27 protein-coding genes are annotated in these 26,674 nt (G+C 37.2%); 20 read left to right on the top strand and 7 right to left on the bottom strand.

Annotated elements, in window-relative coordinates; translation table 11 throughout:
* The first annotated feature begins 116 nt into the window (after positions 1-116).
* Positions 117-2,930, top strand: coding sequence for a DEAD/DEAH box helicase (locus QFZ31_RS18225; RefSeq protein ID WP_307305414.1), 2,814 nt, complete (start codon positions 117-119; stop codon positions 2,928-2,930).
* Positions 2,931-2,948: 18 nt separating this feature from the next.
* On the opposite strand, the gene QFZ31_RS18220 is transcribed toward QFZ31_RS18225, so the two are convergent.
* Positions 2,949-3,347 carry a (deoxy)nucleoside triphosphate pyrophosphohydrolase gene (locus tag QFZ31_RS18220; RefSeq protein WP_307305412.1) on the bottom strand — a complete coding sequence of 133 codons (399 nt, stop codon included), beginning with the start codon at positions 3,345-3,347 and terminating at the stop codon, positions 2,949-2,951.
* Between the two features lie 386 nt (positions 3,348-3,733).
* Between QFZ31_RS18220 and QFZ31_RS18215 the strand changes: the two genes are divergently transcribed.
* A complete protein-coding gene (locus QFZ31_RS18215; RefSeq protein WP_307305410.1) occupies positions 3,734-4,234 on the top strand; it encodes a GNAT family N-acetyltransferase in 501 nt (166 codons plus the stop codon).
* A gap of 110 nt (positions 4,235-4,344) precedes the next feature.
* Here QFZ31_RS18215 and QFZ31_RS18210 read toward each other — a convergent pair whose 3' ends face one another.
* Positions 4,345-4,995 (bottom strand): response regulator transcription factor, encoded by a 651-nt coding sequence (locus QFZ31_RS18210; protein ID WP_307305408.1) that lies wholly within the window; start codon positions 4,993-4,995, stop codon positions 4,345-4,347.
* Positions 4,992-5,789: a sensor histidine kinase gene (locus tag QFZ31_RS18205; RefSeq protein WP_307305405.1), complete on the bottom strand. Its 798-nt coding sequence runs from the start codon at positions 5,787-5,789 to the stop codon at positions 4,992-4,994. Before QFZ31_RS18205 ends, QFZ31_RS18210 begins: the two co-directional genes overlap by 4 nt.
* A 267-nt stretch (positions 5,790-6,056) precedes the next feature.
* On the opposite strand from QFZ31_RS18205, the gene QFZ31_RS18200 reads away from it, so the two are divergent.
* The 4 genes from QFZ31_RS18200 to QFZ31_RS18185 all read left to right on the top strand — a co-directional run bounded on the left by QFZ31_RS18200 (position 6,057) and on the right by QFZ31_RS18185 (position 9,401).
* Complete coding sequence (locus QFZ31_RS18200) at positions 6,057-6,638, top strand: copper resistance protein CopC (RefSeq protein WP_307305403.1); 582 nt, start codon at positions 6,057-6,059, stop codon at positions 6,636-6,638.
* Between the two features lie 43 nt (positions 6,639-6,681).
* Positions 6,682-7,329, top strand: a complete 648-nt coding sequence (locus tag QFZ31_RS18195; RefSeq protein WP_307305401.1) for a YcnI family protein — start codon at positions 6,682-6,684, stop codon at positions 7,327-7,329.
* A 215-nt stretch (positions 7,330-7,544) separates the two neighbouring features.
* Positions 7,545-8,564, top strand: coding sequence for a DUF3231 family protein (locus QFZ31_RS18190; protein ID WP_307305398.1), 1,020 nt, complete (start codon positions 7,545-7,547; stop codon positions 8,562-8,564).
* A gap of 453 nt (positions 8,565-9,017) precedes the next feature.
* On the top strand, positions 9,018-9,401 hold the full coding sequence (locus QFZ31_RS18185) for a MazG nucleotide pyrophosphohydrolase domain-containing protein (RefSeq protein WP_307305397.1): 384 nt from the start codon (positions 9,018-9,020) through the stop codon (positions 9,399-9,401).
* A 99-nt stretch (positions 9,402-9,500) separates the two neighbouring features.
* Here the strand turns inward: QFZ31_RS18185 and QFZ31_RS18180 are convergent, their stop codons facing one another.
* Entirely contained in the window at positions 9,501-11,096 is a 1,596-nt protein-coding gene (locus tag QFZ31_RS18180; RefSeq protein WP_307305394.1) for a glucose PTS transporter subunit IIA, read from the bottom strand.
* A gap of 202 nt (positions 11,097-11,298) precedes the next feature.
* Between QFZ31_RS18180 and QFZ31_RS18175 the strand changes: the two genes are divergently transcribed.
* A complete protein-coding gene (locus tag QFZ31_RS18175; protein ID WP_307305391.1) occupies positions 11,299-12,519 on the top strand; it encodes an AraC family transcriptional regulator in 1,221 nt (406 codons plus the stop codon).
* 130 nt (positions 12,520-12,649) lie between these two features.
* On the opposite strand, the gene QFZ31_RS18170 is transcribed toward QFZ31_RS18175, so the two are convergent.
* The gene (locus QFZ31_RS18170) at positions 12,650-13,090 is read right to left on the bottom strand and encodes a YaiI/YqxD family protein (protein WP_307305388.1); all 441 of its coding nucleotides are present in this window, start codon (positions 13,088-13,090) and stop codon (positions 12,650-12,652) included.
* 232 nt (positions 13,091-13,322) lie between these two features.
* Between QFZ31_RS18170 and rpiA the strand changes: the two genes are divergently transcribed.
* From rpiA to QFZ31_RS18155, 3 genes are all read left to right on the top strand, one after another.
* Positions 13,323-13,991 carry a ribose-5-phosphate isomerase RpiA gene (gene rpiA, locus QFZ31_RS18165; protein WP_307305386.1) on the top strand — a complete coding sequence of 223 codons (669 nt, stop codon included), beginning with the start codon at positions 13,323-13,325 and terminating at the stop codon, positions 13,989-13,991.
* Positions 13,992-14,335: 344 nt separating this feature from the next.
* Positions 14,336-14,995, top strand: coding sequence for a fructose-6-phosphate aldolase (gene fsa / locus QFZ31_RS18160; protein ID WP_179602944.1), 660 nt, complete (start codon positions 14,336-14,338; stop codon positions 14,993-14,995).
* A 381-nt stretch (positions 14,996-15,376) separates the two neighbouring features.
* Positions 15,377-16,009, top strand: coding sequence for an FMN-dependent NADH-azoreductase (locus QFZ31_RS18155; protein ID WP_307305382.1), 633 nt, complete (start codon positions 15,377-15,379; stop codon positions 16,007-16,009).
* A 60-nt stretch (positions 16,010-16,069) separates the two neighbouring features.
* On the opposite strand, the gene QFZ31_RS18150 is transcribed toward QFZ31_RS18155, so the two are convergent.
* The gene (locus tag QFZ31_RS18150; protein WP_307305381.1) at positions 16,070-16,834 is read right to left on the bottom strand and encodes an IclR family transcriptional regulator; all 765 of its coding nucleotides are present in this window, start codon (positions 16,832-16,834) and stop codon (positions 16,070-16,072) included.
* A gap of 308 nt (positions 16,835-17,142) precedes the next feature.
* On the opposite strand from QFZ31_RS18150, the gene QFZ31_RS18145 reads away from it, so the two are divergent.
* Positions 17,143-18,207, top strand: coding sequence for a Gfo/Idh/MocA family protein (locus QFZ31_RS18145; RefSeq protein WP_307305377.1), 1,065 nt, complete (start codon positions 17,143-17,145; stop codon positions 18,205-18,207).
* Positions 18,208-18,471: 264 nt separating this feature from the next.
* Here QFZ31_RS18145 and QFZ31_RS18140 read toward each other — a convergent pair whose 3' ends face one another.
* Positions 18,472-18,876, bottom strand: coding sequence for a VOC family protein (locus tag QFZ31_RS18140; RefSeq protein ID WP_307305375.1), 405 nt, complete (start codon positions 18,874-18,876; stop codon positions 18,472-18,474).
* Positions 18,877-18,962: 86 nt separating this feature from the next.
* Here QFZ31_RS18140 and QFZ31_RS18135 point away from each other — a divergent pair, with 86 nt between their 5' ends.
* The 9 genes from QFZ31_RS18135 (at position 18,963) to QFZ31_RS18095 (ending at position 25,946) form a co-directional block, all read left to right on the top strand.
* Positions 18,963-19,328: a hypothetical protein gene (locus QFZ31_RS18135; RefSeq protein WP_307305374.1), complete on the top strand. Its 366-nt coding sequence runs from the start codon at positions 18,963-18,965 to the stop codon at positions 19,326-19,328.
* A complete protein-coding gene (locus QFZ31_RS18130) occupies positions 19,325-19,642 on the top strand; it encodes a hypothetical protein (RefSeq protein ID WP_307305371.1) in 318 nt (105 codons plus the stop codon). The genes QFZ31_RS18135 and QFZ31_RS18130 overlap by 4 nt, the downstream gene beginning before the upstream one ends.
* 133 nt (positions 19,643-19,775) lie before the next feature.
* Positions 19,776-20,276, top strand: coding sequence for a YbaK/EbsC family protein (locus QFZ31_RS18125; protein ID WP_307305368.1), 501 nt, complete (start codon positions 19,776-19,778; stop codon positions 20,274-20,276).
* Between the two features lie 365 nt (positions 20,277-20,641).
* The gene (locus QFZ31_RS18120) at positions 20,642-21,166 is read left to right on the top strand and encodes a sigma-70 family RNA polymerase sigma factor (protein ID WP_307311646.1); all 525 of its coding nucleotides are present in this window, start codon (positions 20,642-20,644) and stop codon (positions 21,164-21,166) included.
* Between the two features lie 2 nt (positions 21,167-21,168).
* Complete coding sequence (locus QFZ31_RS18115; protein ID WP_307305365.1) at positions 21,169-21,576, top strand: PadR family transcriptional regulator; 408 nt, start codon at positions 21,169-21,171, stop codon at positions 21,574-21,576.
* 7 nt (positions 21,577-21,583) lie between these two features.
* On the top strand, positions 21,584-22,855 hold the full coding sequence (locus QFZ31_RS18110; RefSeq protein ID WP_307305364.1) for an FtsW/RodA/SpoVE family cell cycle protein: 1,272 nt from the start codon (positions 21,584-21,586) through the stop codon (positions 22,853-22,855).
* Between the two features lie 121 nt (positions 22,856-22,976).
* On the top strand, positions 22,977-23,750 hold the full coding sequence (locus QFZ31_RS18105) for a putative protein N(5)-glutamine methyltransferase (protein WP_307311643.1): 774 nt from the start codon (positions 22,977-22,979) through the stop codon (positions 23,748-23,750).
* Positions 23,751-23,911: 161 nt separating this feature from the next.
* Positions 23,912-24,454, top strand: a complete 543-nt coding sequence (locus QFZ31_RS18100; protein WP_307305361.1) for a GNAT family N-acetyltransferase — start codon at positions 23,912-23,914, stop codon at positions 24,452-24,454.
* Positions 24,455-24,653: 199 nt separating this feature from the next.
* Positions 24,654-25,946 carry an MFS transporter gene (locus QFZ31_RS18095; protein ID WP_307311640.1) on the top strand — a complete coding sequence of 431 codons (1,293 nt, stop codon included), beginning with the start codon at positions 24,654-24,656 and terminating at the stop codon, positions 25,944-25,946.
* The last annotated feature ends 728 nt before the right edge of the window (positions 25,947-26,674 follow it).

Raw genomic sequence — 26,674 nt, 5'->3', positions numbered from 1 at the left:
CACCTTGTCCTCTGATTGAGGATCTTTTTATTTCTCCGCATATATTGTACAATTTTTATATACCAAAAAATAACATTAACGAGACAGATGTAAATAATATAGTCAGGGGAAAGTCGATGGATACGGTCGAAAAGAAGTTAATAGTGAACTCTGAAAAAGGAAATTTATTAAGAGAATTAGTGAGATCCATGAATGAGTGCGAGCGGTTTTATTTTAGTGTAGCATTTATTAATTTTAGCGGCCTGCAGCTTTTGCTCGATCCTTTGAAGGAAGCGGAAGAAAGGGGAGTTAAAGGAAAAATCATTACGTCCACTTATCTAAATTTCACTGATGCAAAGGCATTGGAAAAGATTAGAGAGTTTACTAATGTGGATTTAAAGGTTTTTGTTACAGATAAAGAGATTGGTTTCCACACGAAGGCATACATATTCGAATACAAAGATAGCTATAAAGTGATTATTGGTTCCTCTAATATTACCCAAAGTGCCTTGAAGAGTAATATCGAATGGAATGTTGAAATCATCACTAAAGACAATGGCCGGTTTATACAGGATGTTTTAAAGGAATATGATTATCTATGGAATATGAGTGAGGTCGCGGATGAAGATTTTATTTATAGATATGAAGAGTTTCTAAAGAGCTTTAAGGATACAAAACAAACAAGGAACTTAATATATGAAAATAAAAAATATATTGTCCCAAATAGAATGCAAAGAAGAGCTACAGAGAATTTAGAGAGACTGAGAAACTTTGGGGAGAAAAAAGCGCTTGTCATTGCTGCAACCGGTACCGGCAAAACCTATATGTCAGCATTTGATGTAAAAAGCTTTAAACCAAAGAAACTACTTTTTATTGTTCATAGAGAAGTGATCTTGAAAAAAGCAAAGGAAACCTTTGAACTGCTTTTACCCAATGAGGGGCTAACCTTTGGTCTACTTACAGGTAACCATAAACAGAAAAATGTAGATTATGTGTTTGCCACCATTCAAACCATATCTAAATGCTTTCAGGAATTTAAAAGGGATGAATTCGAATATCTGATTATTGATGAAGCACATCATGCTACTAGCCCAACCTATCAAACTGTATTAGATTACTTTAAGCCTAATTTTACTTTAGGGATGACAGCAACACCAGAGCGTAGTGACGGTTATAATGTTTTTGACCTTTTTGATAATAATGTAGCAATAGAAGTTCGCTTGCATGAGGCTCTTGAGGACGAGCTAGTTATTCCTTTTCACTACTTTGGAATTACTGATATTGAAGGTATAGATTTGAGTGATGTTAACATTGATGATATTGCTGAAATCACAAAAAGGTTAAAGGTTAACGAACGCGTTGATTTTATTATTGAGAAAATGGACTTTTATGGTCATGACGGTGAGAAAAGGAAGGCCCTAGGTTTCTGCACTAGTATCGAGCATGCTCAGTATATGGCTAGTGAATTTAATAAAAAGGGCTATCAGAGTGTTTGTTTACATGGTGGAGATTCACCAGAAACACGGGAGCGATTTATTAGGCAGTTAGAAAGTGACCATGAAGAATTAGAATTCATTTTTACAGTTGATATCTTTAATGAAGGTGTGGATATTCCATCTATAAATACGGTATTAATGTTAAGACCAACTAATTCTCCTATTGTATTTATTCAGCAGCTTGGTAGAGGATTAAGGAAACACGCAGAAAAAACTTTCTTAACAGTACTCGATTTTATCGGGAACCATAATAAAACATTCCTAATTGCACTGGCATTAAACGGAAGTCGTTATTATGATAAAGAAAGTTTGAAGGTTGCTGTTGCAACAGGATTTGCTAATATACCTGGGTGTACCCATATTCAAATGGATAAAATAACTCAGGAAAGAATATTGACTCAGATTGATAGCGAAAACTTTAATTCGATGAAGTATCTTAAGGAAGAGTACTTTGAATTTAAGAAACTCAATCAAGGTCGGATACCATTCTTGCTTTTGGATTATCTGAAATATGATGGAGCACCTGATCCTGTTAAATTCATTGATCGGGAAAAAACATACTTACAATTTGTGGCCAAAGTGGAGAAGGATAAATATTTAAAGGAGCTCTTACAGAATGAGTCGTTTGAAGGGACTTTAAAAGAATTATCAAGCAAGCTTCCACTTAAGCGTATTTATGAGTTTGTAATTCTTCGATATTTATTGGATCATGAAGAAATTAGTTTAGAAATAGCGAAGAACCAAATCTTAAAAATGATATCTAGGGTTGACGATGTTAGTATTTTGCATGCTTTTGAGAGTTTGAATCAAAATTACTATGACAGTGTTCAAACAAAGAATAAGCCGAAATTAATTCAATATAGTGATGGCAAACTTTCTAAGTCTCAAATTTTTAAAGAGCTATTGGAAAATGAAGATTACAGGAAGTTTATCGAAGATATTATTACCTATGGGATTTTCCGTTATGAAAAGGAATTTGGAACTGAGTACTACGGAGTTCCATATTTTAAACTTTATGAGCAATATCAAATGGTGGATGCAGCTTTACTTTCTAACTATCGTAAAATCCATAGTTCCTTTAGAGGGTCAGGATTGTTAGCAAATGGGAATGAGTATTTTCTATTTATAGATTTACACAAAGAAGAGGATGTAAAAGAAAGTATTAATTACAAAGATAAATTTATTAGTCCTCAAAAATTCCAATGGCAATCAGTGAATAGTACAACCCAGCAGTCTGAAAGAGGGAAAAATATTATTTTTAATAAACAACGTGGTGTCAATCTGCACTTGTTTATTCGTAAGTATAAAGAAATTGATGGGAAAACCGAGCCTTATATTTATATTGGTAAAGGAAATTCGGTCGAATTTGAAGGGGATAAGCCAATTACAGTTTGGATGGAATTAGAAAATGAAGTACCGGCAAGTTTATATACAGAGTTTACAAAAAAGGTTTAGTCTTCTCATTTGAGAAGACTATTTTTCGTTTATTAATTGTTCCACTGCAGGGATATCTGCTGGTGCCCACTTGAGAGATTCAAGGTTTTCTCTTTTTAACCAGATTAACTTGGAATGCTCACTCGGAGTTGGCGTACCTTTGACAACTTTACATTTTATCGAAATTAAATTAATAATAAAGGTTTCGTATTCATGAGTGTTGTCATTAAAGATTTCGTTAGTCGTTTCAATCTTACATGCCAATTCTTCATCAATTTCTCTTACTAGTGCTGAGTAAATATCTTCATTTGCTTCCACTTTCCCACCTGGGAACTCCCACATATTAGGAATAGACATTTCTGGTGATCTTAACGCACATAATATTTCGTTTTGCTCATTTTCAATTATTGCTGCTACTACTTTTATGGCCTTTTTCAAAGTTATCCTCCTAGATGATATTATTACATGTCATAATAATACCATTTTATCTTGTAAAGTATCCTAATACGTGGAAAGATGTTGGAACAACTCTAGCGGATATGGTTCCTATATCGCTGGGTGGCAATTCATCTTCTACTGTAAGTGACGAATATAGGGTTCTAGAAAGAGTAACACCAGGCCGATATCGTCTATATCAAAAAAATGCTAATTTATAAGGTGAAAAACTAATCAAACGTTTGATTGAATCCGATAATCCTTAGTATATTGGTTTTACAGAGTTAATCAAACGTTTGATTAAAACCGCCAAGTCCTTGGTACTATAGGTTCTACCGAACTAATCAAACGTTTGATTGAATTTTATAATGGGGATTGGGAGATTTCAAATGTTAATAAGAGAGATACAACCTGTAGATGCAGAAAATTTTTTATGTCTAATTAAGCAAGTAGAATCTGAGGCTAAGTTCATGCTTATGGAAGCAGGAGAAAGAAAAACCACTCCTGAACAACAACATAAAAAATTGGAACATATCAAACAGCAAAGTAATTCAACCATATTTGTTGCAGAGCAAGAAAAGGGAAAGTTGGTTGGCTATTTGATAGCCATTGGCGGTAGCGTAAATAGAACGAAGCACTCTGCATATCTTGTTATAGGTATTTTAGAAGAGTACAGAGGGCTTGGTATAGGAACAAGACTATTTCAACGGCTAGAAGAGTGGGCAATAAACTCTAATATATCAAGATTAGAACTTACAGTTATTACACAAAATGAAGCAGGAATAACGCTATACAAGAAAAGTGGATTTGAGATTGAAGGTATAAAAAGAAAATCGTTGATGATTGATGATGAATTCTATAACGAGTATTTTATGTCTAAATTATTATAATCTTTCTTTTATACTAAAAAACTAATCAAACGTTTGATTGAACCAGCCAAATCCTTGGTACTATTGGTTTTACCAAGCTAATCAAACGTTTGATTAAAATTTATGAGCATTTATTTTATTTCAAAGCCATGCCGCACCGCATAGGCAGCAAGTTGGACGCGATTATCCAGTTGAAGTTTCTCCAAAAGGTTTTTAATATGATTCTTTACCGTATTTTCGGCAATGACCAGTCTCTGTGCAATTTGCTTATTGGTTTCACCTGATGCTACCCTCGAAAGGATTTCGCTTTCCCTCGGTGTCAAAGAAACCGGACTGGGCTCATCAACAGAGGTATTGCCAACTCGAAAACGATTGAATAGCCTGTTTGCAATCTTACGTGACACTTCTGATTCATTTCCGAGCAAAGCATGAAGGTATTCTAGCCAGTCATCCGGCTCCATATTTTTAAGCAAGTATCCTTGTGCACCATATTGAATGGCAGTAAACAAATCCTTTACATCATCTGAAACTGTCAACATCACAACATGAATATCAGGATAGTCTGTCCTTATTTTTCGAACGGCTTCCAGTCCATTTAATTTGGGCATATTTATATCAAGAAGCAGCAAATCGGGCTGCAGTTCTTTACAAAGTTCCAGAGCTTCCTGTCCATCTGCGGCCTCCCCTATAATCAAAAAGGATTCATCAGATTCCAAAACACTCCGAATACCTTCTCTAGCAAGAGGATGGTCATCCGCGATTACAATCTTATACTGCTTCATTTCTGCATCTCCTTTGTTATGATAATTTCTGTTCCTCCCAGCACACTTTTATGTATTTGAAATCCTGCATTAACTTGTCTTGCACGTTCCCGCATCATGGATATTCCATATTTCCTTTCCGATAACGAATTGATATCAATTCCGCGGCCATTATCCCAAATCCTGAATTGCCACTGTTCTTTAGTTCCCTTGAAGTCAATTTGTGCTTGTGTAGATCCGGAATGTTTGCGGATGTTCGCAAATGCTTCTTGGATAATTGCAAAGATTTGGACTTCTTCCTTTACTGTAAACAAATCATTTTGTGTTTCGAAATCAATCTCCACATCGATACCTGTGAATGAACTCCACTCAGATATCCACTTGGTGACTCTGGAATTAAGTGATCCATCCTCTTCTGGTGCAGACCTCAGGTTAAAAATCGCCTGTCGAACATGGTGATCAATCGTGGAAACTGCACTTGAGGCAGCCGCCAGATCTCCTTGCTTGAGCTTAACATTGAGAAAGAAAAGGGATTGGGCAATCCCATCATGAAGTTCTCGTGCTAGTCTCTCTCGTTCTTCATAAACAGCTCGTTTTGCCTGTTCCTCCGCCAATTGGTCATTCTTAATTTTTATAATGTGGAAGATCCAGGATGAAAACAGAAGGGAAAGAATAAACGTTAGAATGGTAATAAGGACATTACCGGTCTCCATCGACAAGTGTCCAAGAAGAAAACCGTGGCGAAAGAATTCAAAACCTCCGATTAAAATTGTCGGTAAAACGACGGTAAGCATCTGTATTAAACGATAGGACAATTAAAACCTCTCCTTCAAACACTATTTAATTACTATAAATGATAATAACCAAAAAACATATAGGATACTGATAGCCCTGTTGAGCTATTTACTATGGATAGTAGAGGTTTTACACTGATGTTACATCAGAAAAACTTATTGAACATTTCTCTTACTTACATTAATTTTGATAAGATTGGCTTTCTGCAATATTGGGACATTTGTACTAGCTGGAGATAATCCTGAATATAGTATGAGCAAAAGAGAAATGAGGAAAGGAGCTATATTTTGAAAAAGTTAATGATCGTTATGTTTTGCTTTTTAATGATTATGCCGTCAGTGGTTAGTGCACACACAAGTCTTACTTCATCTAATCCAGCCGAAGGACAAGTTGTAACGGAGAATCTAGAACAAATCACCCTTGATTTCGCTTCAACTATCGAAGAGTTAAGCACAATGGAATTGGTGAAGAACGGAAAGAATGTAGCATTAGAAGAGATTAAGGTTGAAAATAAGCAATTGATTGGAAGAATTTCCAATCCTTTGGATAACGGCACCTACACCATCCTTTGGAAGATTATTGGTGAAGATGGTCATCCCATAAATGGCGAGATAAATTTTAGTGTCCAGACGGACCAAAATCAATCAGAAACAAATCCTGCAACTCCTGAGGAAAACCAAGATACGCAAGATCAAAATAGTCAATCCAATCAAACGGAACAAAATAGTGTAGAACAAAATAACGCAAGTGACACAGGTGAACAAGCTGATAAAAATACTTCTTCCACTGTGCTAGTCATAATAGCAGTTAGTTTGGTCGTGATCTTTGGAATTGTACTTCTATTGTTCACAGGAAAGAAAAAACGTTAAACATTAAATTCTTATATCTTTGTCGAGGGGAAGATTTTTATTAATGAAAAAGATGATGGCCATATTTGTAGTAATGCTTGCAGCATTTTCACTTTTTACTGGAATCGCTAGTGCACATGTAACGGTCCTGCCGAAGGAAACCATACAGGGCAGCTATGAGATGTTTACTGTAAGGGTACCATCCGAAAATGAAACAGTACCTACTACACAGGTGAAAGTGGAATTTCCGGCAGAAGTTACGATTAGTCGATTTGAACCAAAGCCAGGCTGGAAATATGAAGTGGAAAAAGATTCTTCTGGTACGATTACCAGTGTCACATGGACAGCAGAAAACCAAGGATTAACATCAACAGAGTTCGGACTTTTTAATATGCAAGGAAAAGTAGCAGACGACGCCACTGAAATTGCTTTCAAAGCATACCAAACCTACCAGGACGGAAGTGTGGTTGAGTGGATTGGGGCACCAGATTCAGAAAAGCCAGCCTCAGTGACCACCGTTAATCCAAAACCAGCTGATGCCTCTGATGATCACCATGAAACAACGGAGTCAAAAGATGAAACACCAACAGAACAAGCGAATAAAGAGGCAGTAAAAGAATCATCTAATTCATCCAATGCTCCACTTTATGTATCGATTGCTGCACTAATTGCAGCGTTGGTATCATTAGGTATTTCTTTAAAAAGACGATGATGATTATATAGGTGAGAGGACAAGAGTAAAATTACTCCTGTCCTTTTCTTTTTCACTCACAAGCATGAGGTTAGTAAAATAATGATAGGTTTTCGACGATCACTTTGCTTCCTGTATTCGCATTTTCGTTGGTTTTGAAGCAATTAAATGTTTATTCTGTATATGATTTCACATTAAGTTAAATACTATCGAAAAAATCAATACAAGGGGTTAACATGATTGCACTAAAACCGATTAATCTAAGTACACCAAAAACAGACATTACGGAAAGATTAACATCAGCAGAAATGGCAAAACTTTGGGCAACCTATATGGGAAACAGTATGGCGAGATGCATCTTATCTTATTATCTTCAACATGTTGAAGATGAGGATATAAAAATCTTAGTAGAAAATGCGTACAATTTAAGCGTGGATTTCATGAAGACAACAGAAGAAATCTTTAAGAAAGAAAATTTCCCTATACCTAGGGGCTTTTCTGAAGAGGAAGATGTAAACCCAGGTGCACCTCGTTTATTCGAAGATCAGTTTTATGTTCATTACTTAAAATATACAGCAAAAGCAGGAATGAGTATCTATAACGTAGGATACCCGCTTGTTTTCAGGAAAGATGTAAAAGATTTTTTTAGATATTGTTTGGAGTCCACTATGGATTTAATGGACCAAATCAAAGCAATCTTAATGCATAAAGGGTTTATCATAAAACCGCCTCTTATTCCAATTCCAGATAAAGTTGAGTTTATCCATAAGGATTTTTTAAATGGTTTCTTCGGCCATGTACGACCTTTACATGCTTTGGAAATTACTCATTTTTACGATAATATTGAGAACAATGTAACGAGTAAAGCACTCATTATGGCATTCGCCCAAGTAGCAAAAGATGAACAAGTTCGGCAATTGTTTGAAAGAGGGAGAGACCTTACACAAACAAATTTAGAACGTTACATGCAAAAACTACACGATGAAAATTTGCCTTCTCCATCTCTTTTAGACCATTTAGTAACCAACTCAACGTTTTCTCCGTTTTCAGATAAGATCATGTTATTTCATAAGGCAGATATGTTTTCCATGAAGTTAAGGGCATTTGGAAATTCAGTGGCTGTAAATGGAAGACATGATGTTGGGTTAGTCTATACAAGATCGTTTGCGAAAATCTCTTTATTCTGTGAAGAGGCAGCTAAACTCATGATTGAAAATGGCTGGATGGAACAACCGCCATATGCAGCAGAGAGATAAATTAAGCTTCAAAACCATGATGTATTCTTAAATTCTAATTCATGAGAACGTCCGAAAAATGAATATTAGGATCAGGTAAAATCCATCCCCACACTTGTTGGTAATTTAAAAGGTTAAATTAAGAGGGGGCTGAAGATTCCTCAGGCCCCCCAATTTAAGTTCCTAAACAATTACCATCCCTCTCAATGATAAAGTCAATTAGTTTTGGTAAGATTGAATTGGCCATTATATTGCCTTGTTGCAACTCTATTTATACACTCCATATTTTCGTAACAAACCACTTAGTAAAAGTAGTAGATGAGTTGAAACTAGCTAATCAAACGTTTAATTAAATCGAGTGGTAAACTAATCAAACGTTTGATTAACAGGTCAGAAGCCTTGGTACATAAGGTCTTGAAAACTAATCAAACGTTTGATTGAAAATTTCGCAGTCAAATGACGGAAGGGACTAAAATGAAAGCCATACAAATCTTTGCAAATCAGTATCAAAAAGAAATGGGATGGGAAATATCTGAGGAGAGTTATGCTAAGAGTAGGGACTCTCTTTTAAATAACTATATGCTGTTGACGACGGAGGTAGCGGAGGTAGCGGAAGAGCTCCGAAAGGCCTTTAATCTTACTGCTTCCTATGTTGAAAATGGGATGGTCGAAGAACAGGCATTTGAGTTAGCAAAAAAACAGATTAAAGAAGATATCGGTAAGGAATTGTCAGACTGTCTCGCGTATATGCTGAAATTCTATAATTACTTTGAGATTGACGTCGAAGAAAGTTTCTACGCTAAAATGGCAGAAGTGAAAAATCGCAGGAACAAGGATATAGTAAGTCCAACGAAATGAATCTGTCCGTAGAACCAAGATTTATATAAAAGATATATCAGTAAATTTAAAACGAATCAAAAAGGGTTGGGCCAACGGGAACCAACCCTTTACAAAATGTTAAACTGTTAATTTCAACAACTGATCATTTTGTTCCACGGTTTCACTAGTAGTGGCTTTAACGTCAATATATTGATTGGTATTTGTAATAACCACCAATGTAGTTGTTTCAAATCCCTCGGTTTTTATTTGGTCTAATTCAAATTCAATCAGCAGGTCGCCTTGCTTGACGTGATCACCTTGTTTTAAATGTGGTGTAAAGTATTTTCCTTTCAGCTTCACTGTATCAAGCCCAATATAAATTAATACCTCAGCACCATTTTCAGACGTTATGCCAACAGCATGTCCAGTAGGAAATTGGGTCGTAATCACTCCATCAACAGGTGAATAAATCCTGCCAGCTTCTGGTTCAATCGCAATTCCTTTACCTACCGTTTCGGTTGCAAATAATGGGGCGTTAATAGCACTTAATGGAACAACCCTACCCCGTAATGGACTCTTGATCGTTTCTGATGAGGGTATACCAAAAATATTTTGAGTAAAACCATCATCTACTTCTGAATGTTTGCTTTCATATCCAAGGAGGTACGTCAAAAGGAATCCGATGACAAAAGCAGCGCCAATTCCAATTAAATATTCCCAAACTGGTGTAAACGCAGGAATGGAAAGTACACTTGGAAGGACAAAATCATTCATTACAACTCCGACGCTTCCATTAAATGCCCCGCCTATTGCGGCAGCAATGATCACATATATCATGGTTTTTCGATAACGAAGGATGATTCCATAATTAATTGCTTCGGTTGTACCAGCTAAAGCACCAGGTACGATTCCACTTGCTGCTAAAGCCTTCAAATCTTTATCACGTGTCTTCAGGAAAACTGCAATGCCTATTCCAACTTGGGCAAAAGGAGCTGCAGCTGCCATAGCAATAATAGGGTCTGGACCAGTTGCGAGATTAACAATAGCTAATGGAATAATTGTCCAATGCAATCCCATAATGGTTAAGAACGTCCATGAAGCACCTAATACTGCCCCTGCTAAAAGACCGCTTTTGTCACTTAGGAAACTAATCACCGAACCTAATCCTTCTCCGAGAAGTGTCCCGATAGGACCAAACACAAGCATGGTTAATGGAACGAGAATGATTAGTGATATCATAGGGTTGATAAACATTTGGATATCTTTATAAATGACTTTCTTTAATAACCTATCAAGTCCTGCATAAACAAACATGGCAATAAAGATTGGAAAAACAGTAGAAGAATAATCTGCTAATAAGACAGGAAGGCCAAAAAAGTCGATTGTCTTCACATCGTTTTCTATAAGGTGCATAATTTCAGGAGTCAGCAAAGAGGCGCCAATAACACCGCCAACATATCCGTTGGCACCTAGTTTAAGCGCAATAGATATCCCGAGAAACAATGGAAGAAAATGAAAAATAGCATCTCCTGCTGCTGATAAAATGATATAGGCACCGCTTTCATTTGACAGCCAGCCGATTGTGGTTAAAACTGATAACATTGCCTTTAAGAGTCCAGCACCGGCGAGAACGCCGATAATTGGGGCAAAACTTCCTGAGATGATGCCTAATACTTTGGCTAATATCGTTTCTTTAGATGATGGATCAGGATGATTTTGTTTTTGATGGCTCATAGTTGTTTTCACACTCCCATATCTTATATCTTTTACTTTCGTTTCCTAAATTAATTTTCAACTTTAAAAAAACTTTTTACCGCTTTCATTTTCACTGTGTGAATTGAACCGGTCTTGCACTATTAGTATAATGAATACAAAAATTTATCAGTAGGATTCATTTGATAATATCCGGACAGAAAGTTTTTTTGCAACAGTCCATTTGGAGGAAGTCGCGCTGGAACAATTAAAAATCGTCTCAACGGCAATGAAACTGCAACATATAACCAATTTAAATACATATGTATTGAATCAAAATCGGGAGTTTGTTTATTATCATGAAATGATTTCGATCCCAGCATTCATGCCTGGTCCAGGGGAGAGAGATGTTTTATTTTTATATGACAATATGGAGCAACGAGGGCAGCTATATTCCTATATAAACGAATGGGACCTGCACTATTTTGGATATTCCTTCAGCCAAAAAGAGGAAGCCTATACCGTTATTATTGGCCCTTATCTTGATAAGACACCGAGTCTATACCGTTTATCAAATGAATATCGTCTCTCTAGTGCACAAGGTGAAGATTTAAGGCTGATAGCAGATAAAATCTATGTACTAACTGTTGACCAGGCAAGCAGTTATGGAAGTGTCCTTCAGCAGTTTACAAACATGATGGAGCAGGAATTGGCCCCATTCGTTATTTTAGCTAATAAGATCAGCGGTTCTGTTGTTCAGGAGGACCACCTTCACGTTGATGAAGAGGCAGAAATTGTTAAATTAAGGTATAAGACAGAAAAAAATTTTATGCATGCTGTGGAACGTGGCGATAAAAATACAGCGTTGGCACTCATCAATTCTAAAAATATGCTGTTTTCTTTTTCAGAACGTTTTCCCAACCAGCCGTTACGCCGACTCAAAAATGTCGCCATAATCTTAAATACCTTGCTGCGTACGTCTGCGAGAAATAGTCAAGTACCGGCCATCATGATTCATCGGATCTCAGAAAAATATGCTTATGAAATAGAAAATGCAAATCAAGTAGAAACACTGCAGCAATTAGAAGATCGAATGATTGAGGAATATTGCGATTTAGTTGTCTCAAATTCATTAAGTAATTACACATACATAACGCAACAGGTGATGGAGTATATCCACAGTTTTTATAATAAGCAAATCAGTAAAGAAGAGTTGGCAGCAAAGCTTTCTACCCATCCGAGTCATCTCGCCCGAAAATTTAAAGAAGAAACAAAGATGACCCTAACTGCTTACCAGCAAATGTTACGAATAAATCAAGCTAAACATTTGTTGAAAACAGAGAATCTAGCCGTTGAGGAAATTGCCTGGACGGTAGGTTACGAAGATCCCTCCTACTTTGCAAGAGTCTTTAAAAAAGAAACTGGAAGATCTCCCTCTCAATATCGAGATGAGGCTGCAGAATAAGAAAGGCCAATAAAAATGCAAGGGGATCGAGGAAAGAAAAAACGGGGGCAAGAAGCATTGGTTTGGTCAGGCTGGCATCCTTTGTATTTTTTATTTTATTGGGGTTTTCTTTAAATATGGAGGTATAATTTTAAGATGAGATCGCGCTTTTAAAAAGCCTCTTAAATTTCTCTCTATCTTCTGCTGTAAATGGTTTTGGCCCCTTTGTGCGTTTTCCGCCTTTTCGAGCCATCGCACTCAAATATCGTGTTTGTAATAATTGGTCAATGTTTTCATTTGTATAACTATACCCAGTATGGTGCAGAACCGTACACCCTTTTGCTAAGCCAAGCGAAGCCAGTCCATAATCTTGCGTAACGATTATATCTCCCTTTTTTGCTAATTTCATAATCCGATAATCGGCAGCATCTGCTCCAGAGTCAACATAAATGGTTTCGACGCCAGATGGTTGTTCCGCACTTGAAAAATGAGAAAAGCTAGTAACAAGAATAACAGGAATATCAGCATTGGTACCTTCAGAGATAATAATATCTTTTACCGGACAAGCATCAGCATCAACATAAATTTTCATCTTTATCTCTCCATGTAATTGTTTTTCGGAACGTAACGATTAGAAAATCTTATGATTCAGTGATATTGCGATTTAGTCTTTTCCACCTTATCAAGAAAATATACAACATTTCGAAGGGGATAAAGAATAAGAAAAGTATATCACGCGATGCAGCTTTGGATGGAGTGAATTTTATTAATAAAGGACAAATTATCAATGTAGTATCTTGCTTCGAAGAAGGGGGACAAAGCCATTGAATGAAAAAAAAGTCATTGGAGAAAAAGCTATAGAGTACGTGAAAGATGGGATGGTAGTCGGACTGGGTACAGGGTCAACTGCTTATTATTTCACTTCTAAACTCGGCGAACTAGTCCAGCAAGGGCTAAGCATTAAAGGAGTCCCTACTTCTAAGAAAACAGAAACATTAGCAAACGAGCTTGGAATCCCACTTGTTTCATTCCATGAAATAGAGCAAATTGATATAGCTGTCGATGGAGCAGATGAAGTCGATGCAGACCTCAATCTCATTAAAGGCGGCGGCGGAGCCCTTTTAAGAGAGAAAATTATTGCTGCATCGGCTAAAACTTTTATTGTCATTGCAGACTCTCACAAAAATGTCGACACATTAGGAACCTTTCCACTGCCAATAGAGGTGGTCCCTTTTGGATTTGAAGTGACAATAAAGCATATCCAGGATCTTGGCGGAAAAACGGAATTACGAAAGCAACAGGGGAATCCTTTCCTCACAGATAATGGAAACTATATTTTGGACACCAATTTTCAAGAAATTAAGGAGCCAAAAGAATTAGAGAAAAATCTAAACCTCATACCTGGTGTGGTGGATAATGGATTATTTGTTGGAATGGCAGAAGTTGTTATTACCATTATTGATAAAAAACTTGTAACGAAATGCCGTAATTAAGCTGTAACAGAAAATTAAAGGGTTAAATTTGGAAGTAGGGGTAACTTATTTATAAATTCGTGGCTGGTGAATTTGACTGAGATTGCTTATTTGAATTATTCGAATTATAAAGAAAATAAAGGGTTTCTGTATCACTTTAGTGAAGTAAAATGGTTGGATGTCAAACTTTCGACCATATAAAAAGCAACACCAGTCATTGAATTGTTCTTAATAATACGCTATCGTTCTTCTAGGGATGACACCATGCTTGTAAAATTGTAGTGCTTAAGAGGCGATTTTAGTGGACATGCTGTCGAAAAGAGTTAAAATAATCTTATATTTAAAAAAATTGGAGGAAAAAGTTAATGAAATTTTTTATCGATACTGCAAATCTTGAAGAAATTAAAAAAGCCTATAAAATTGGCGTGCTATCAGGAGTAACAACAAACCCGTCTTTAGTAGCTAAAGAAGGTGTGAAATTCGAAGATCGTATTGCTGAAATCTTAAATGCTGTACCAGAGGTTGAGTCTGTTTCTGCTGAAGTAACTCCAAACGCTTTGACAGCTGAACAAATGATTGCAGAAGCTAATGAGCTTATTAAAATTAACGGCGGCGATAAGAATATTACCATTAAACTTCCAATGACACTTGATGGATTAGAGGCTTGCCGCTATTTAACGAAAAAAGGTGTTAAAACAAACGTTACCCTTATTTTTAGTGTGAACCAAGCATTACTTGCTGCACGTGCAGGAGCTACATATGTTTCACCATTCTTAGGTCGTTTAGATGATATTAACGAAGATGGTGTAGAATTAGTTGCAAAAATCGCAAAGATGTTCCAGGTTCAAGGCTTGGATTCACAAATCATTGCTGCTTCAGTTCGTCACCCTGATCATGTTACACGTGTGGCATTGGCAGGAGCTCATATTGCAACCATTCCATTTAAGGTTATTGAGCAATTATCAAAACATCCGTTAACAGACCAAGGTCTTGAAAAATTTGCAGCTGACTGGAAAACTGTTTAAAATTTTTATACAACATAAGGGCGAATCTCCTAAAGAGGGAGAACGTCGTAAACACTCTTATCTAAGTCGAAGATAAGGGTGTTTTTTTATTAATCGGCCCTGTTATAGAAAGATGTTGATTATGGAAATTCTTATGAACGACTAATCTCATTGGCTTTCAACAACCTTTTAACCGGGGATTAAGATAAATTAAATATCTAAGAATAATATGTTGGGGTTAATATAAATCCATAAGACTTTTTTCTCAGGTATTTAATATTTAAAACAGGTAATACCTACTATAGAAGTTTAATTGACAGGAATACTAGATTAATATATTATTAATTCGAGATAAATGATTTGAAAATAATAAGATTAAAGATAAAAAGGAGAATTATATATATGAATGTTTTAGTAGTGAAAGCAAACAATCGTCCGGCTTCCGAGGCTGTATCAAGTAAAATGTATGAAACTTTTATGGAAAACGTAGAAGGTGTAAATGTCACAACTTTTGATGTTTTCGCTGAAGATATGCCTTATTTTGGCCAAGATTTATTCAACGCTTTCGGTAAATTACAATCAGGCGAAGAAATGACTGACCTTGAAAAGCGTCTTCTTGCTGCAAAACAAAAGGCAATGGATGCTCTTACTGCAGCTGACTTAGTTGTATTTGCATTCCCATTATGGAACTTAACAATTCCAGCACCGTTACAAACCTTCATTGATTATGTGTACCAAGCTGGTTTCACGTTCAAATATGACGAAAATGGTCAACTTGTACAATTAATGACAGATAAAAAAGCTGTAATTCTTAGTGCACGCGGCGGCATTTACTCAACACCGGAAGCAGCACCAATGGAAATGGCGGCTACTTATATTAAAAACGTGGTAGGCGGCGTATTCGGTATGGAAATCGTCGACGAAGTGATTATTGAAGGCCATAATGCAATGCCTGCACAAGCAGAAAAGATTATTGCTGAAGGTTTAGAAAAAGTAAAAGAAGCAGCAAAGAAATTATCGGCAGTGGCAGTATAATAATGAAGTAAGCATAGGAGAAAGGCGCTAGGAAAATTACAGCGCCTTTCTTTTTATTTTTTATGCGAAGTGTTGATTAATATTTTGACATGTTTTGATTAGGGCAGTAATTAGCTTTTCTTCATTTCCATAAAATCGTGTAGATGGGAGTGGGATGGAGACTGCACTCCGATTGCCCAATCGATCTACAACAACTGCACCGACTGCACATATTCCCTCAATATGCTCTTCTCTTGAAAAAGAAACTCCCTCTTTTCGAACTGTTTCTAACTCATTTAACAGTTCATCCCGATTTGTAATGGTTTTATCCGTGTATCGTTTAAGCTGTTCTGGCAGCAGGTTTTCAACTTCAGTTATAGGCAGTGATGCGAGAATGGCTTTTCCATTTGCTGTGCAATGCAAAGGAAAAGAGGCACCAGGCTGTGAGGTTGCTTGCAGCGGATGTGCAGCGATAATTTGATCAACAAATAGTACCTTCCCATTATCTAATATAGATAGGTCGACCGTTTCATTAATCATATTAGAAAGCTGAATTAAAAATGGTCTCAATTCTTCTCTTAAATCACTATGTACAGCGCCAGCAAGCCTCGCAATCTCAGGGCCAAGCCGAAATCCGCTGTTAGCAGATGCCGCTGTAACTAGGTTTTCTTGCTCTAATGCTGCCACAATTCTTTGAACCGTTGACCTAGCCAGGTCTACTTCATTTGAAATCTGTGAAAGGCTTAAACCATTTGGATGTTCTCTCAGCGTTCGCAGTATTTTAGCTGCACGTGTAATTACTTGGATATTAGATGTTTTATTTTGATTTTGGTCATTTTTGTTCAAGACAGTTACTACTCCTTCCTTAACCCAATCACTTATATAAAATTTTATTGCGATATTGAATAAAAATAGCTAAACTCAATTTCAACAATAACAGAAAAGAAATATACCTATTTATAATAACAAAATTATAAAGAAAGAATAATTGACAGGTCATTTTAGAATAATCTATACTATCGTTAACCACATTGTGATACACGTGTATTACAATGTGGTTAATTTATACGATTATATCATTATAAAATATCAAATGGTAATAAATATAAAGCCGAAAATAATGGGGAAGCCAGTTGAAAGTAGAGGGGATTGAAATGAAAAAGGAATTTGGGTTTGCCATTGTCGGAACTGGGCTAATTAGTACCACGCATTATGAGCAAATTTCAGCGATTAAAGGAGCAAAAGTGGCTGCTGTATATTCCCGAAGTGAAGAAAAAGCGAAATTGCTAGCGGAAAAGGCTGGTTCAGATTGGTATACCGATTATCAAGAAATGCTAAAAAGCAAAGAGATTGATATTGTATCCATTATTACACCCAGCGGTACTCATGCTGACATGGCTATAGAGGCTGCACGGGCAGGAAAGCATGTAATTGTTGAAAAGCCAATGGATATATCCCTTGAGAAAGCACAGCAAATGATTGATGTATGCTGTGAAAATCATGTTAAATTAAGTGTTATTTCTCAACACCGTTTTGATCCGCCAGCTGTAAAGGTTAAAGCGGATATTGATTCAGGTCGATTCGGGAAAATGATACTAGGACAAGCTTCTGTGAATTGGTATCGCCCTCAAAGCTACTATGATACTAGTAAGTGGCGAGGAACAAAGGAAATGGACGGAGGCGGAGTATTAATCAATCAGGCCATCCATACCATCGATTTATTTCAATATTTTATGGGAGAGGTGGAAAGTGTATATGCACATACCGCTATATTAGCGCATGAAAGAATTGAAGTGGAGGATGTCGCTGTAGCCACAATGAAATTTAAAAATGGCGGGTTAGGAACCATTGTTGGAACTACAGCAGCTTACCCAGGTCTGTCAGCCCGCTTGGAGATCATCGGAACAAATGGTACAGCGGTGATAGAAAATGATCAATTGATAAAGCTTTATCTACGAAATGCAAATGATGAACGTGAAGCGATCAACATAGCTGGCTTTGAAAGTCATAATAGGGAAGAAAGTAATCATGCTTCTGTTAACCCTGCAGCACTTGATGGTGCTTCCCATCGTTTACAGTTTACTGATCTGATAAATGCCATTAAGGAAGATAGAGAACCAGTTGTGAATGGCGAAGAAGGTTTAAAGCCATTAAAAATCATAATAGCTATTTATCAATCCGCACGTACAGGCCGACCTATACAAATAGATGATATATAACAACCCCAGCTAGCAGAAGGCAGAGCTTTGAACAACCAATTCTGAGTATTAGATCCAGATGGAAATTGGCTGGAGTTTATGAAAATGAATCCAGGATCTCCACATAGGAAAAGTTAAGTTAGCTGCTGCAAGAAAATTAAAATACAATAACCTCTTTAAGACTGGCAGACTGTTAAAACATTAATACCGTCAAAGGGCCGTAAATCTCCAATTCCAAAGGAGTTACGGACCTTTTTTTTATGTTCCAATCATGAAAAAAAATCATTAGTTGTTAGTATTTGTACCTCCAAAGGTGATGCAATAGTCATCTGGATCTAAAATAGCAAATACCTTCCATGGACCAGCCTCTTTATCAATCCAGGGTTCGATGACAATCCTGGCACTTTTTTCTTTAAATTCCGCATATAGTTCGTCGAGTGCAGTCCAGTTCTCTACATAACAATAAACATCCGGAGCAGTTCGATTATATTCTCTTGCGCATCTGTTTGGCCTAACATCTTCAAGAGAATTAGCCTGAAGTAACTTAATAGCTAATCCCGTGAAACCATCCCGAATCACCCACCATTCTGTTACCTCGCAGCCTAAGACTTCCCTATAATAATGCTTTGACTTTTCTAGATTTGAAACCAGCAATACTTTTAGTGAACTGTGAATTTGTCTATGACTCAAAATTAAACTACCTCTTTCACTAGTAATTAAAGGATATTTTATAAAACTCATAGAAGCTAGACTAAAGATTAAGTGAGGTGTCCCTCATGTATGAAATAATTGAAGGTGAAGTAGTAAGAAATGAATACTCAACCATTCCATATCTATGGATTCGCAGTAAGCAGCCAAATAATAGTATATGCATTATGCTCCCAGGAATCGGCTATTCCACACAACAACCGCTGTTCCATTATGCTACGAATTTATTTGCAGAAAATGGTGTAGATATTTTGCATATCAATTATAACTTTATTAAAAGTAAACATTTTGTCAAGCTTAACAAAACGGAGCAAGAGCATTGGATGTATGAGGATGTTAGGACGGTAGTAAGTGAAGTTTTAATAGATACTATTTATGAAAAGTGCTTCTTGCTGAGTAAGTCAATTGGTACTATCCCGATGGCAATGGAATGACGAAAAGGAAATTTATTAGTCTTCCAATGGGAATTTGGTTGACGCCATTATTAAAGGAAGATTTCGTGTTTGATACGCTGTTGAAAACGAGAATTCCCAATCTTTGTATCATTGGAGACCAAGATCAACATTATCTACAGGAACGAATTTCCTTACTTGAGACTAATAAGTTAATAAGTACGTTAGTTATACCAGATGCCAACCATAGTTTAGAAGTGAATGGTGACATTGCAGCAACGATTGAAGCGATGAAGGTTATTATAAATAGAATGCAAGATTTCATCGGTGTACATAGTACGAATCGTGAATTGTAAATTTAAATACAGAGTCAAGATGATGTATGTTCAGGAACTATTAAGTATGATTGGGGCATGAGCACCTTTTCGCTTTTCCTAACTAAAGTGTGTTATTATTTTCCATAATAACAAGTAGGAAAGGATGGACAGGATGTCAATCGAAAGTGTAAAAGCCCATTTCAGGCAATGGAACAGAGAACAAGATGTGATGGAATTTGACACATCAAGTGCAACAGTGGATTTAGCAGCCGAAACAATAGGAGTGATTCCGGCCCGCATAGCAAAAACTTTATCTTTTAGAGGAGAAGGGGAAAAAGCCCTTTTGATTGTTGCTGCTGGAGATGTGAAAATTGATAACAAGAAATTTCGTCATACCTTTGGGTTCAAGGCCAGAATGCTGACTCCGGAAGAAGTGCTGGAGCAGACCGGTCATGCAATCGGTGGAGTTTGCCCATTCGGATTAAAAAATGAACTAGATGTTTACCTTGATGTTTCCATGAAAAGATTTGATACACTTTTCCCGGCATGTGGCAGCACCAATTCAGCGATTGAACTAACGAATGAAGAGATTTATCGCTATTCATATGCAAAAGAATGGGTCGATGTTTGTAAAGGTTGGGAAGATTCTGAGCAAGAAAAGAAGGTTGGTTAAAAAACAAATTAATATTCTTCTCTTGCGCTCGTCAAACCGAGTAAATAATACAAAGAAGCTTTAGGATAAGGTTAACTTATTCTAGGCTTCTTTTTTTGGAAAAGGCTGCGTTAAAGGAGAATATTGATTTTAGAACCTGTTGATTGGAGCGGAGGGCGCTTGACTCCTGCGGGATGAACGAGCTGAGTGAGACCCCGCAGGTCGGAACGACCGAGGAGGCTCACGGGCGAGCCCGCGGAAAGCATAGCGCCAGGAGCGTAAATCAACAGCCAAATTTAACACAGCCTTGGAAAAAGAAAGATCTTAAAAACTTCCTAACAGGTCACATCGTCTAAGTATAGGAAGGAGTGAAGGTAGTGGAAGAGATGATAATCGGTGGAATTGCCATAGATGATAAAGAACACATCATTGATGAAATCATGAATCAGTACGGACAAGAGATTTTGCAGCTTGCGTATTCCTATGTAAATAATCAAGCAATTGCGGAGGATTTAACTCAGGATATTTTTGTTAAATGCTATAAAAACCTCCATACATATAGTGGGAAAGCAAAATTGAGAACTTGGTTGTGGAGGATTGCCATTAATCATTGCAAGGATTTTCACAGAAGATGGTACCAAAAGAATGTGGTTACAGCAGGTGAAGAAATACCAATCCACGGTACGAATAAGGAACTGGTCGAGCAGACCGTCATCCAAAGAGAAGAAGATGATGAATTAATAGCCGCGATTATGACACTTCCGATTAAATATAGGGAAGTGATATATCTTTTTTACTACGAAGATCTGCCAATCAAGGAAATCGCTGCAGTAACCGAAACAGGCCAAAATACGGTTAAAACAAGACTACGACGAGCGAAAGAGCTTCTAAAAGAACGATTGGAGGAATAAGTGTGGAGGATCGTTTAAAGAATTTAAAGAAGGTAATGGATAAGAGAACATTTGCTGACTTAACTTTTTCAGAGCACCATCAAAAGTCAATACGCAAAAAAATAAATCAACAGGAAGAAAGCGATGAGGATATCTTGCTTGCCGTTATGCAGCTTCTTGTTCAAGAAAAAACAGGTCATGAATTAACAGGGCTTCTTCGGGGACGGGGGATTCTGAAATTTGAAAACAATGAAGGTTTTTTGTATACAGTATTACATCGATTAGAGCAGTCTGGATGCATTGAAACCAACTGGGATGATTCAGGAGCTAAATATTATTGGTTAAAGGATAAAGGCAGGAAATTGTTGAAGAAGGCGGAACAAAAGCAAACAAAACGAAGATTAGTATTTAAGGAACTGTTAGAGGGGTGACTGGTCGATGGCAAATAATAAAAAACAGATATTCTTAGATGAGGTCACAAACCAAATCCGATCAAAGGAAGCCAGGGCATATGTAGCAAATGAATTGAATTATCATCTAAAGGAAGCAAAAAGGATCTGGATGGAGAAAGGATTACCAGAGGGTGAGGCGGAAGAAAAAGCTGTTGAGCAGATGGGAAGTCCGACTAAATTAGGAATCCAGTTGAACAAGCTGCACCGTCCTAAGGTGGATTGGTGGCTAATTCTTCTTTTAGTCGTGTCCATGGGTTTAAGCTTCCTGCCGATGTTCTCTCTCGGTTATATGAAAGACACTTACTACTTTATCATTTCTAAGTTTCTCATTTCCTTGATTGGATTCGCTGCAACAATAGGCGTCATGCTGGTAGATTACCGAAAGTGGAAAAAGTACGGCTGGCTTTTTTATACAATCGGAATGTTGCTTCTATTCATCTTGGCCTTTTTCTCGAATACTATGATAAATGGGCTGAAGCTAATAAAGTTTGGACCTGTTACGATTGAGAGTTTGATGGCTTTGCCGTTTTTCTATCTTGCTTGGGCTTCATTTTTTAATAATGGAAAATTAAGAGTTTGGCAATTTCTATTATTGTTTCTCAGCCCAATCCTGCTATTTCTTGCCTTACCGAGTATTTCAACTATCTACCTATATTCTGTGATGGTATTCGTGATGGTTTGGTGGAGCAAATTCAGTAAAAAGGTTAAATGGATGATTTCAACTGGTACACTTGGAACCATTTTGTTGACTGCCTTATTGGTTTGGCCATTTATTAAGCCTTATCAGATTGCAAGACTGCTGGCGTTTTTTAATCCAGAGAAGTATGCGGATACAGAAGGATTTATCATCCTTCGGATTCAGGAGCTCATGTCAAAAGCTGGATGGTTTGGTGTGACAGGTACAAGAGAGTTTATACCAGAAGCACATACAAATTTTGTTTTCGTAAGCTTTACCTATTACTTCGGCTGGCTTTTTGGAGTTTTACTTGTTGTGATTCTCCTGCTTTTTGCAGCTAGGATGATCGCTATCCAACCAAAGATTAAGGATTCATATGGAAAATTGCTTCTTATAGGCGGGGTGGCACTTTATGGTATCCAGCTAGTTAGTAATATTGGTATGACATTGGGGTTATTTCCGATGACTACGATGTCACTGCCGTTCATTAGTTACGGCTTAATGCCAACGTTACTTAATGCAATATTAATAGGATCAGTGTTAAGTGTTTACCGCCGTAAAGATATGGTATGGAGATGTTAACTATCGCTTGAGTAAAGAAGGAAATATCTTTTAGTTCTAGAATATAGATATAAATAACCTTTATTTATTGGAAGTGGTGGGATAAATAAGACAAAACTTTACTTTCTCTTTAGATAATAAAATAGAAAAAAGTATTATCGACAGACTACGAAGCGAGGGCTGTATTTTTGCTGAGGCAGAAACCCAGTTACTTATCTCACAGGCTGACAGTATCGAGGATTTAATGAAAATGGTAGAAACACGAGCCAATGGGGTACCACTTGAATACGTACTTGGATTTACAAAGTTTTGTGGACTGCGGATAGAGGTAGAACGGGGAGTTTTTGTACCACGTAAACGTACAGAGTTTCTGGTTCAACAGGCAAAAGCGTTGACCCACATTTGTGATATTGTTGTTGATTTATGTTGTGGATCTGGTGCAGTCGGTGCTGCAATAGCAACCGATTTGAATAAGATTGTGTTACACGCCGTTGACATTGATCCAATCGCAGTAAAATGTTCTTCCCACAATATAACTAACCTTGGTGGTCTTGTTTATCAAGGAGACTTGTACAATGCGTTACCTCATACATTAAGAGGTCGTGTGAACATAATCGTTGCAAATGCACCTTATGTTCCTACTGATGCAATAAATCTACTTCCCCAGGAGGCACGCTTATATGAACCAAAAGAGGCACTGGATGGTGGCAGGGACGGATTAGACCTTCAGCGAAAGGTAGCCGAAGAGGCTTCACAATGGCTTGCTTCAGGAGGGCATCTATTAGTAGAAACAAGTAGAATGCAGGCTGCTCAAACCTTTGAAATTTTTGCTGAGGCTGGTTTAATTACCAAAATAGCAAGAGATGAAGAATGGGATGCAACAGTAGTTATTGGAAAAAAGTTAGGCGAAGAGTAACTACAAAATAAGTTCCTTCTTCAGCTAAAGGGGCTAGGGTTGAAGAATTGGGATTGCACATGCGATCCTTTTTTTATTGAATACGGTCAATAATCATACTACATAGTTAAAGAAGAATTTAACAAATGAGCTTAACTTTCATAGGTGATGGAGGGGCAATTATGATAATAATTAGAGCTGTTAAACAAGTAGAATATAGCTTTATCGAAGATTTTATTTATGAAATATTCAAGAATACGAGCTATTCAGATGGTGAAGTTGAAAAATCTCTTGTAAGAGAGATACGGGAAAAACAATATTACATCCCACAATTAGATTTAGTTGCTGAGGAGGAAGGGGAGATTGTAGGACACTTTATACTTTCAGAACTTCCAATAAGTAATAAATATCAAAACGAAATATTAATGTTATCCCCCGTCTCTGTGGCAATTAAAAAGCAACGACAAGGTGTTGGCAAGTTTATGTTGCAGGAAGGTATTAAATTAGCTTGTGAAAGTGGATATAAGGGAATTATTGTTGAAGGAGATTTTCGATATTATCGACGCTTTGGATTTAGAACATCAACTGAGTTCGGTATATATGCGTCCAAAAAAAACTTACCGCCCTCCAAGGAGAATTTAATGGCAATGGAGTTGTGTAAAGATGGGTTGAAAAACATCTCCGGTGAAGTGGACTATTCAATTTATCATTCATTAACACATTGAAATTTATTTAATATTAATGGGGCGTTAATCCAGGCAAGAGTAACCACTTTTTTGTTGAATCTCTTATTAAACTAGCGGAAGGTTAGTACAATAATAGGATCGCTTCTTATATTTAAGGACGTAATCTTACTAAAATGGCTGCCTCGTACTTCACTAATAGGCATAAAATAAAAAGAGAATTATAATAGAGGTAGGTTAGATAATGTTACAGAAAGATAGTGTAAAAGTGTTAGACGCTCAATCAGCTCGGGTACAAAGCTACATTAATTCCTCAGAAAAACAAAAATCGTTATACAAACGAACTTTATTCATTGTAAGTATTTCACAAGTTTTGGGTGGTGCAGGGTTAGCTGCGGGAGTGACTGTGGGTGCACTTCTTGCACAGCAAATGCTCGGTACAGAGGCTTATGCTGGACTTCCTTCGGCTTTACTTACTTTTGGGTCGGCTGGTGCTGCTTTATTGGTCGGGAGACTTTCGCAGGCGTTTGGACGGCGTATAGGTCTGACAGCTGGTTTTATGCTCGGTGGACTTGGAGCAATAGGTGTCATACTTGCAGCTATAATAAATAGTGTTTTCCTTTTATTTACTGCCTTGCTTGTTTATGGTGCAGGCTCAGCAACAAATTTACAAGCACGGTATGCAGGTACGGATTTAGCAAATAAAAAACAGCGGGCAACTGCTATTAGTATTGCAATGGTTTTTACGACATTTGGTGCAGTTGCAGGACCAAATTTAGTAAATGTAATGGGTGATTTCGCTCTTTCGATTGGTGTTCCATCGCTTGCTGGTCCTTTCATTTTAGGAGCAGCAGCCTATATCTTAGCAGGTACTGTCCTTTTCATCATGCTTCGCCCAGATCCATTAGTTATAGCAAGAACAATTCAAGCAATCAACCAAGAGTCTAGTAATAAATTGGCAACAACTGAACATACAGAAAACAAAAGAGGAATCATCGTTGGAGCAACGATAATGGTCCTTACTCAAATGGTAATGGTAGCTATTATGACAATGACACCAGTTCATATGATGCATCATGGACATGACTTGGGTGCAGTAGGTCTTGTTATTGGGTTTCATATAGGTGCCATGTATCTTCCTTCACTTGTTACAGGTGCCCTTATTGATAAGTTGGGGCGTACTGTAATGGCTATTGCTTCTGGAATTACGTTACTTCTGGCAGGTTTAATAGCAGCATTTGCACCAGGAGGTTCTATGGTTCTTATGGTAATTGCTCTTTCTTTACTTGGATTAGGATGGAATATTGGTTTGATAAGTGGGACAGCACTTATTGTTGATTCAACTAAAACTTCCACACGAGCGAAAACTCAAGGTTCAGTGGATGTGTTAGTTGCTTTGTCAGGAGCTGCTGGTGGAGCCATGTCTGGAATAATCGTGGCAAGTTCAAGCTACCTAATATTATCAATAGCTGGAGGGATTTTATCTTTATTGCTTATTCCAGTGGTGATATGGTCTCGTGGAGTTAGAAACTAGGGCAGATTGTTTAGGAATAATAGTAAAACTTCCAAAACAGATCACTTTACATCCTATCTACTAGTAAGTGGAATGTGATAAGAAAGATTAATTATTACACTTTAAATTGAGTGGCGATAACTTCAAAGCCTTACCTATTTGTATTATTAAGAAATTATTCAAAACAAGTTCTTAAAAAGGTAAAATTGAATTGAGCTAAAGTAATCAGCTGCCATTTTATGGTGGCTTTTTTAATGTGTGCCAGGCATGGCAACTATCTAGGTGGTGAAAGTCCACTGTGGGGGTAAACATCGACCAACCACTAAGGAAGCGCAAGGTACTTATCGTGAGATAAGGGCTGGAGGAAGCGTGGAATAAAATCTTGGCTCGACGTACAGAAATCTGATACTAAGGCTTTATAAATGGATGAGGCTCCATAGCAAGTCAAAGTCCAAAAGATGTGCGTAACTTTGTAGAGTAAATCAGGCGAGTAAAAGAGGAAAGATAGTTGTCTTACCCTGGGAGGTCTTGCGGATGTACGGAAGTACAGTCGAAAAAGGTTAGTCGCAAGAAGTCAGCAGAAGCCATAGTAGTGAAATTATTCATGAAGGGCTGAACAATTTATAGTGTTTCAACACCACGAATGCGTAAGTGACGTACTCCGAATGTGTTAATGGAGAAAGTATGAGCGTATCTCAAAGGATAACCAAAATGGAGCTATCACTTACTACGTGAGAGGAAAGGAGAAA

It is taken from the genome of Neobacillus niacini, assembly GCF_030817595.1.
GTDB classification, from domain to species: domain Bacteria; phylum Bacillota; class Bacilli; order Bacillales; family Cytobacillaceae; genus Neobacillus; species Neobacillus niacini_G.
This window is presented reverse-complemented; position numbering and strand designations above follow the sequence as displayed.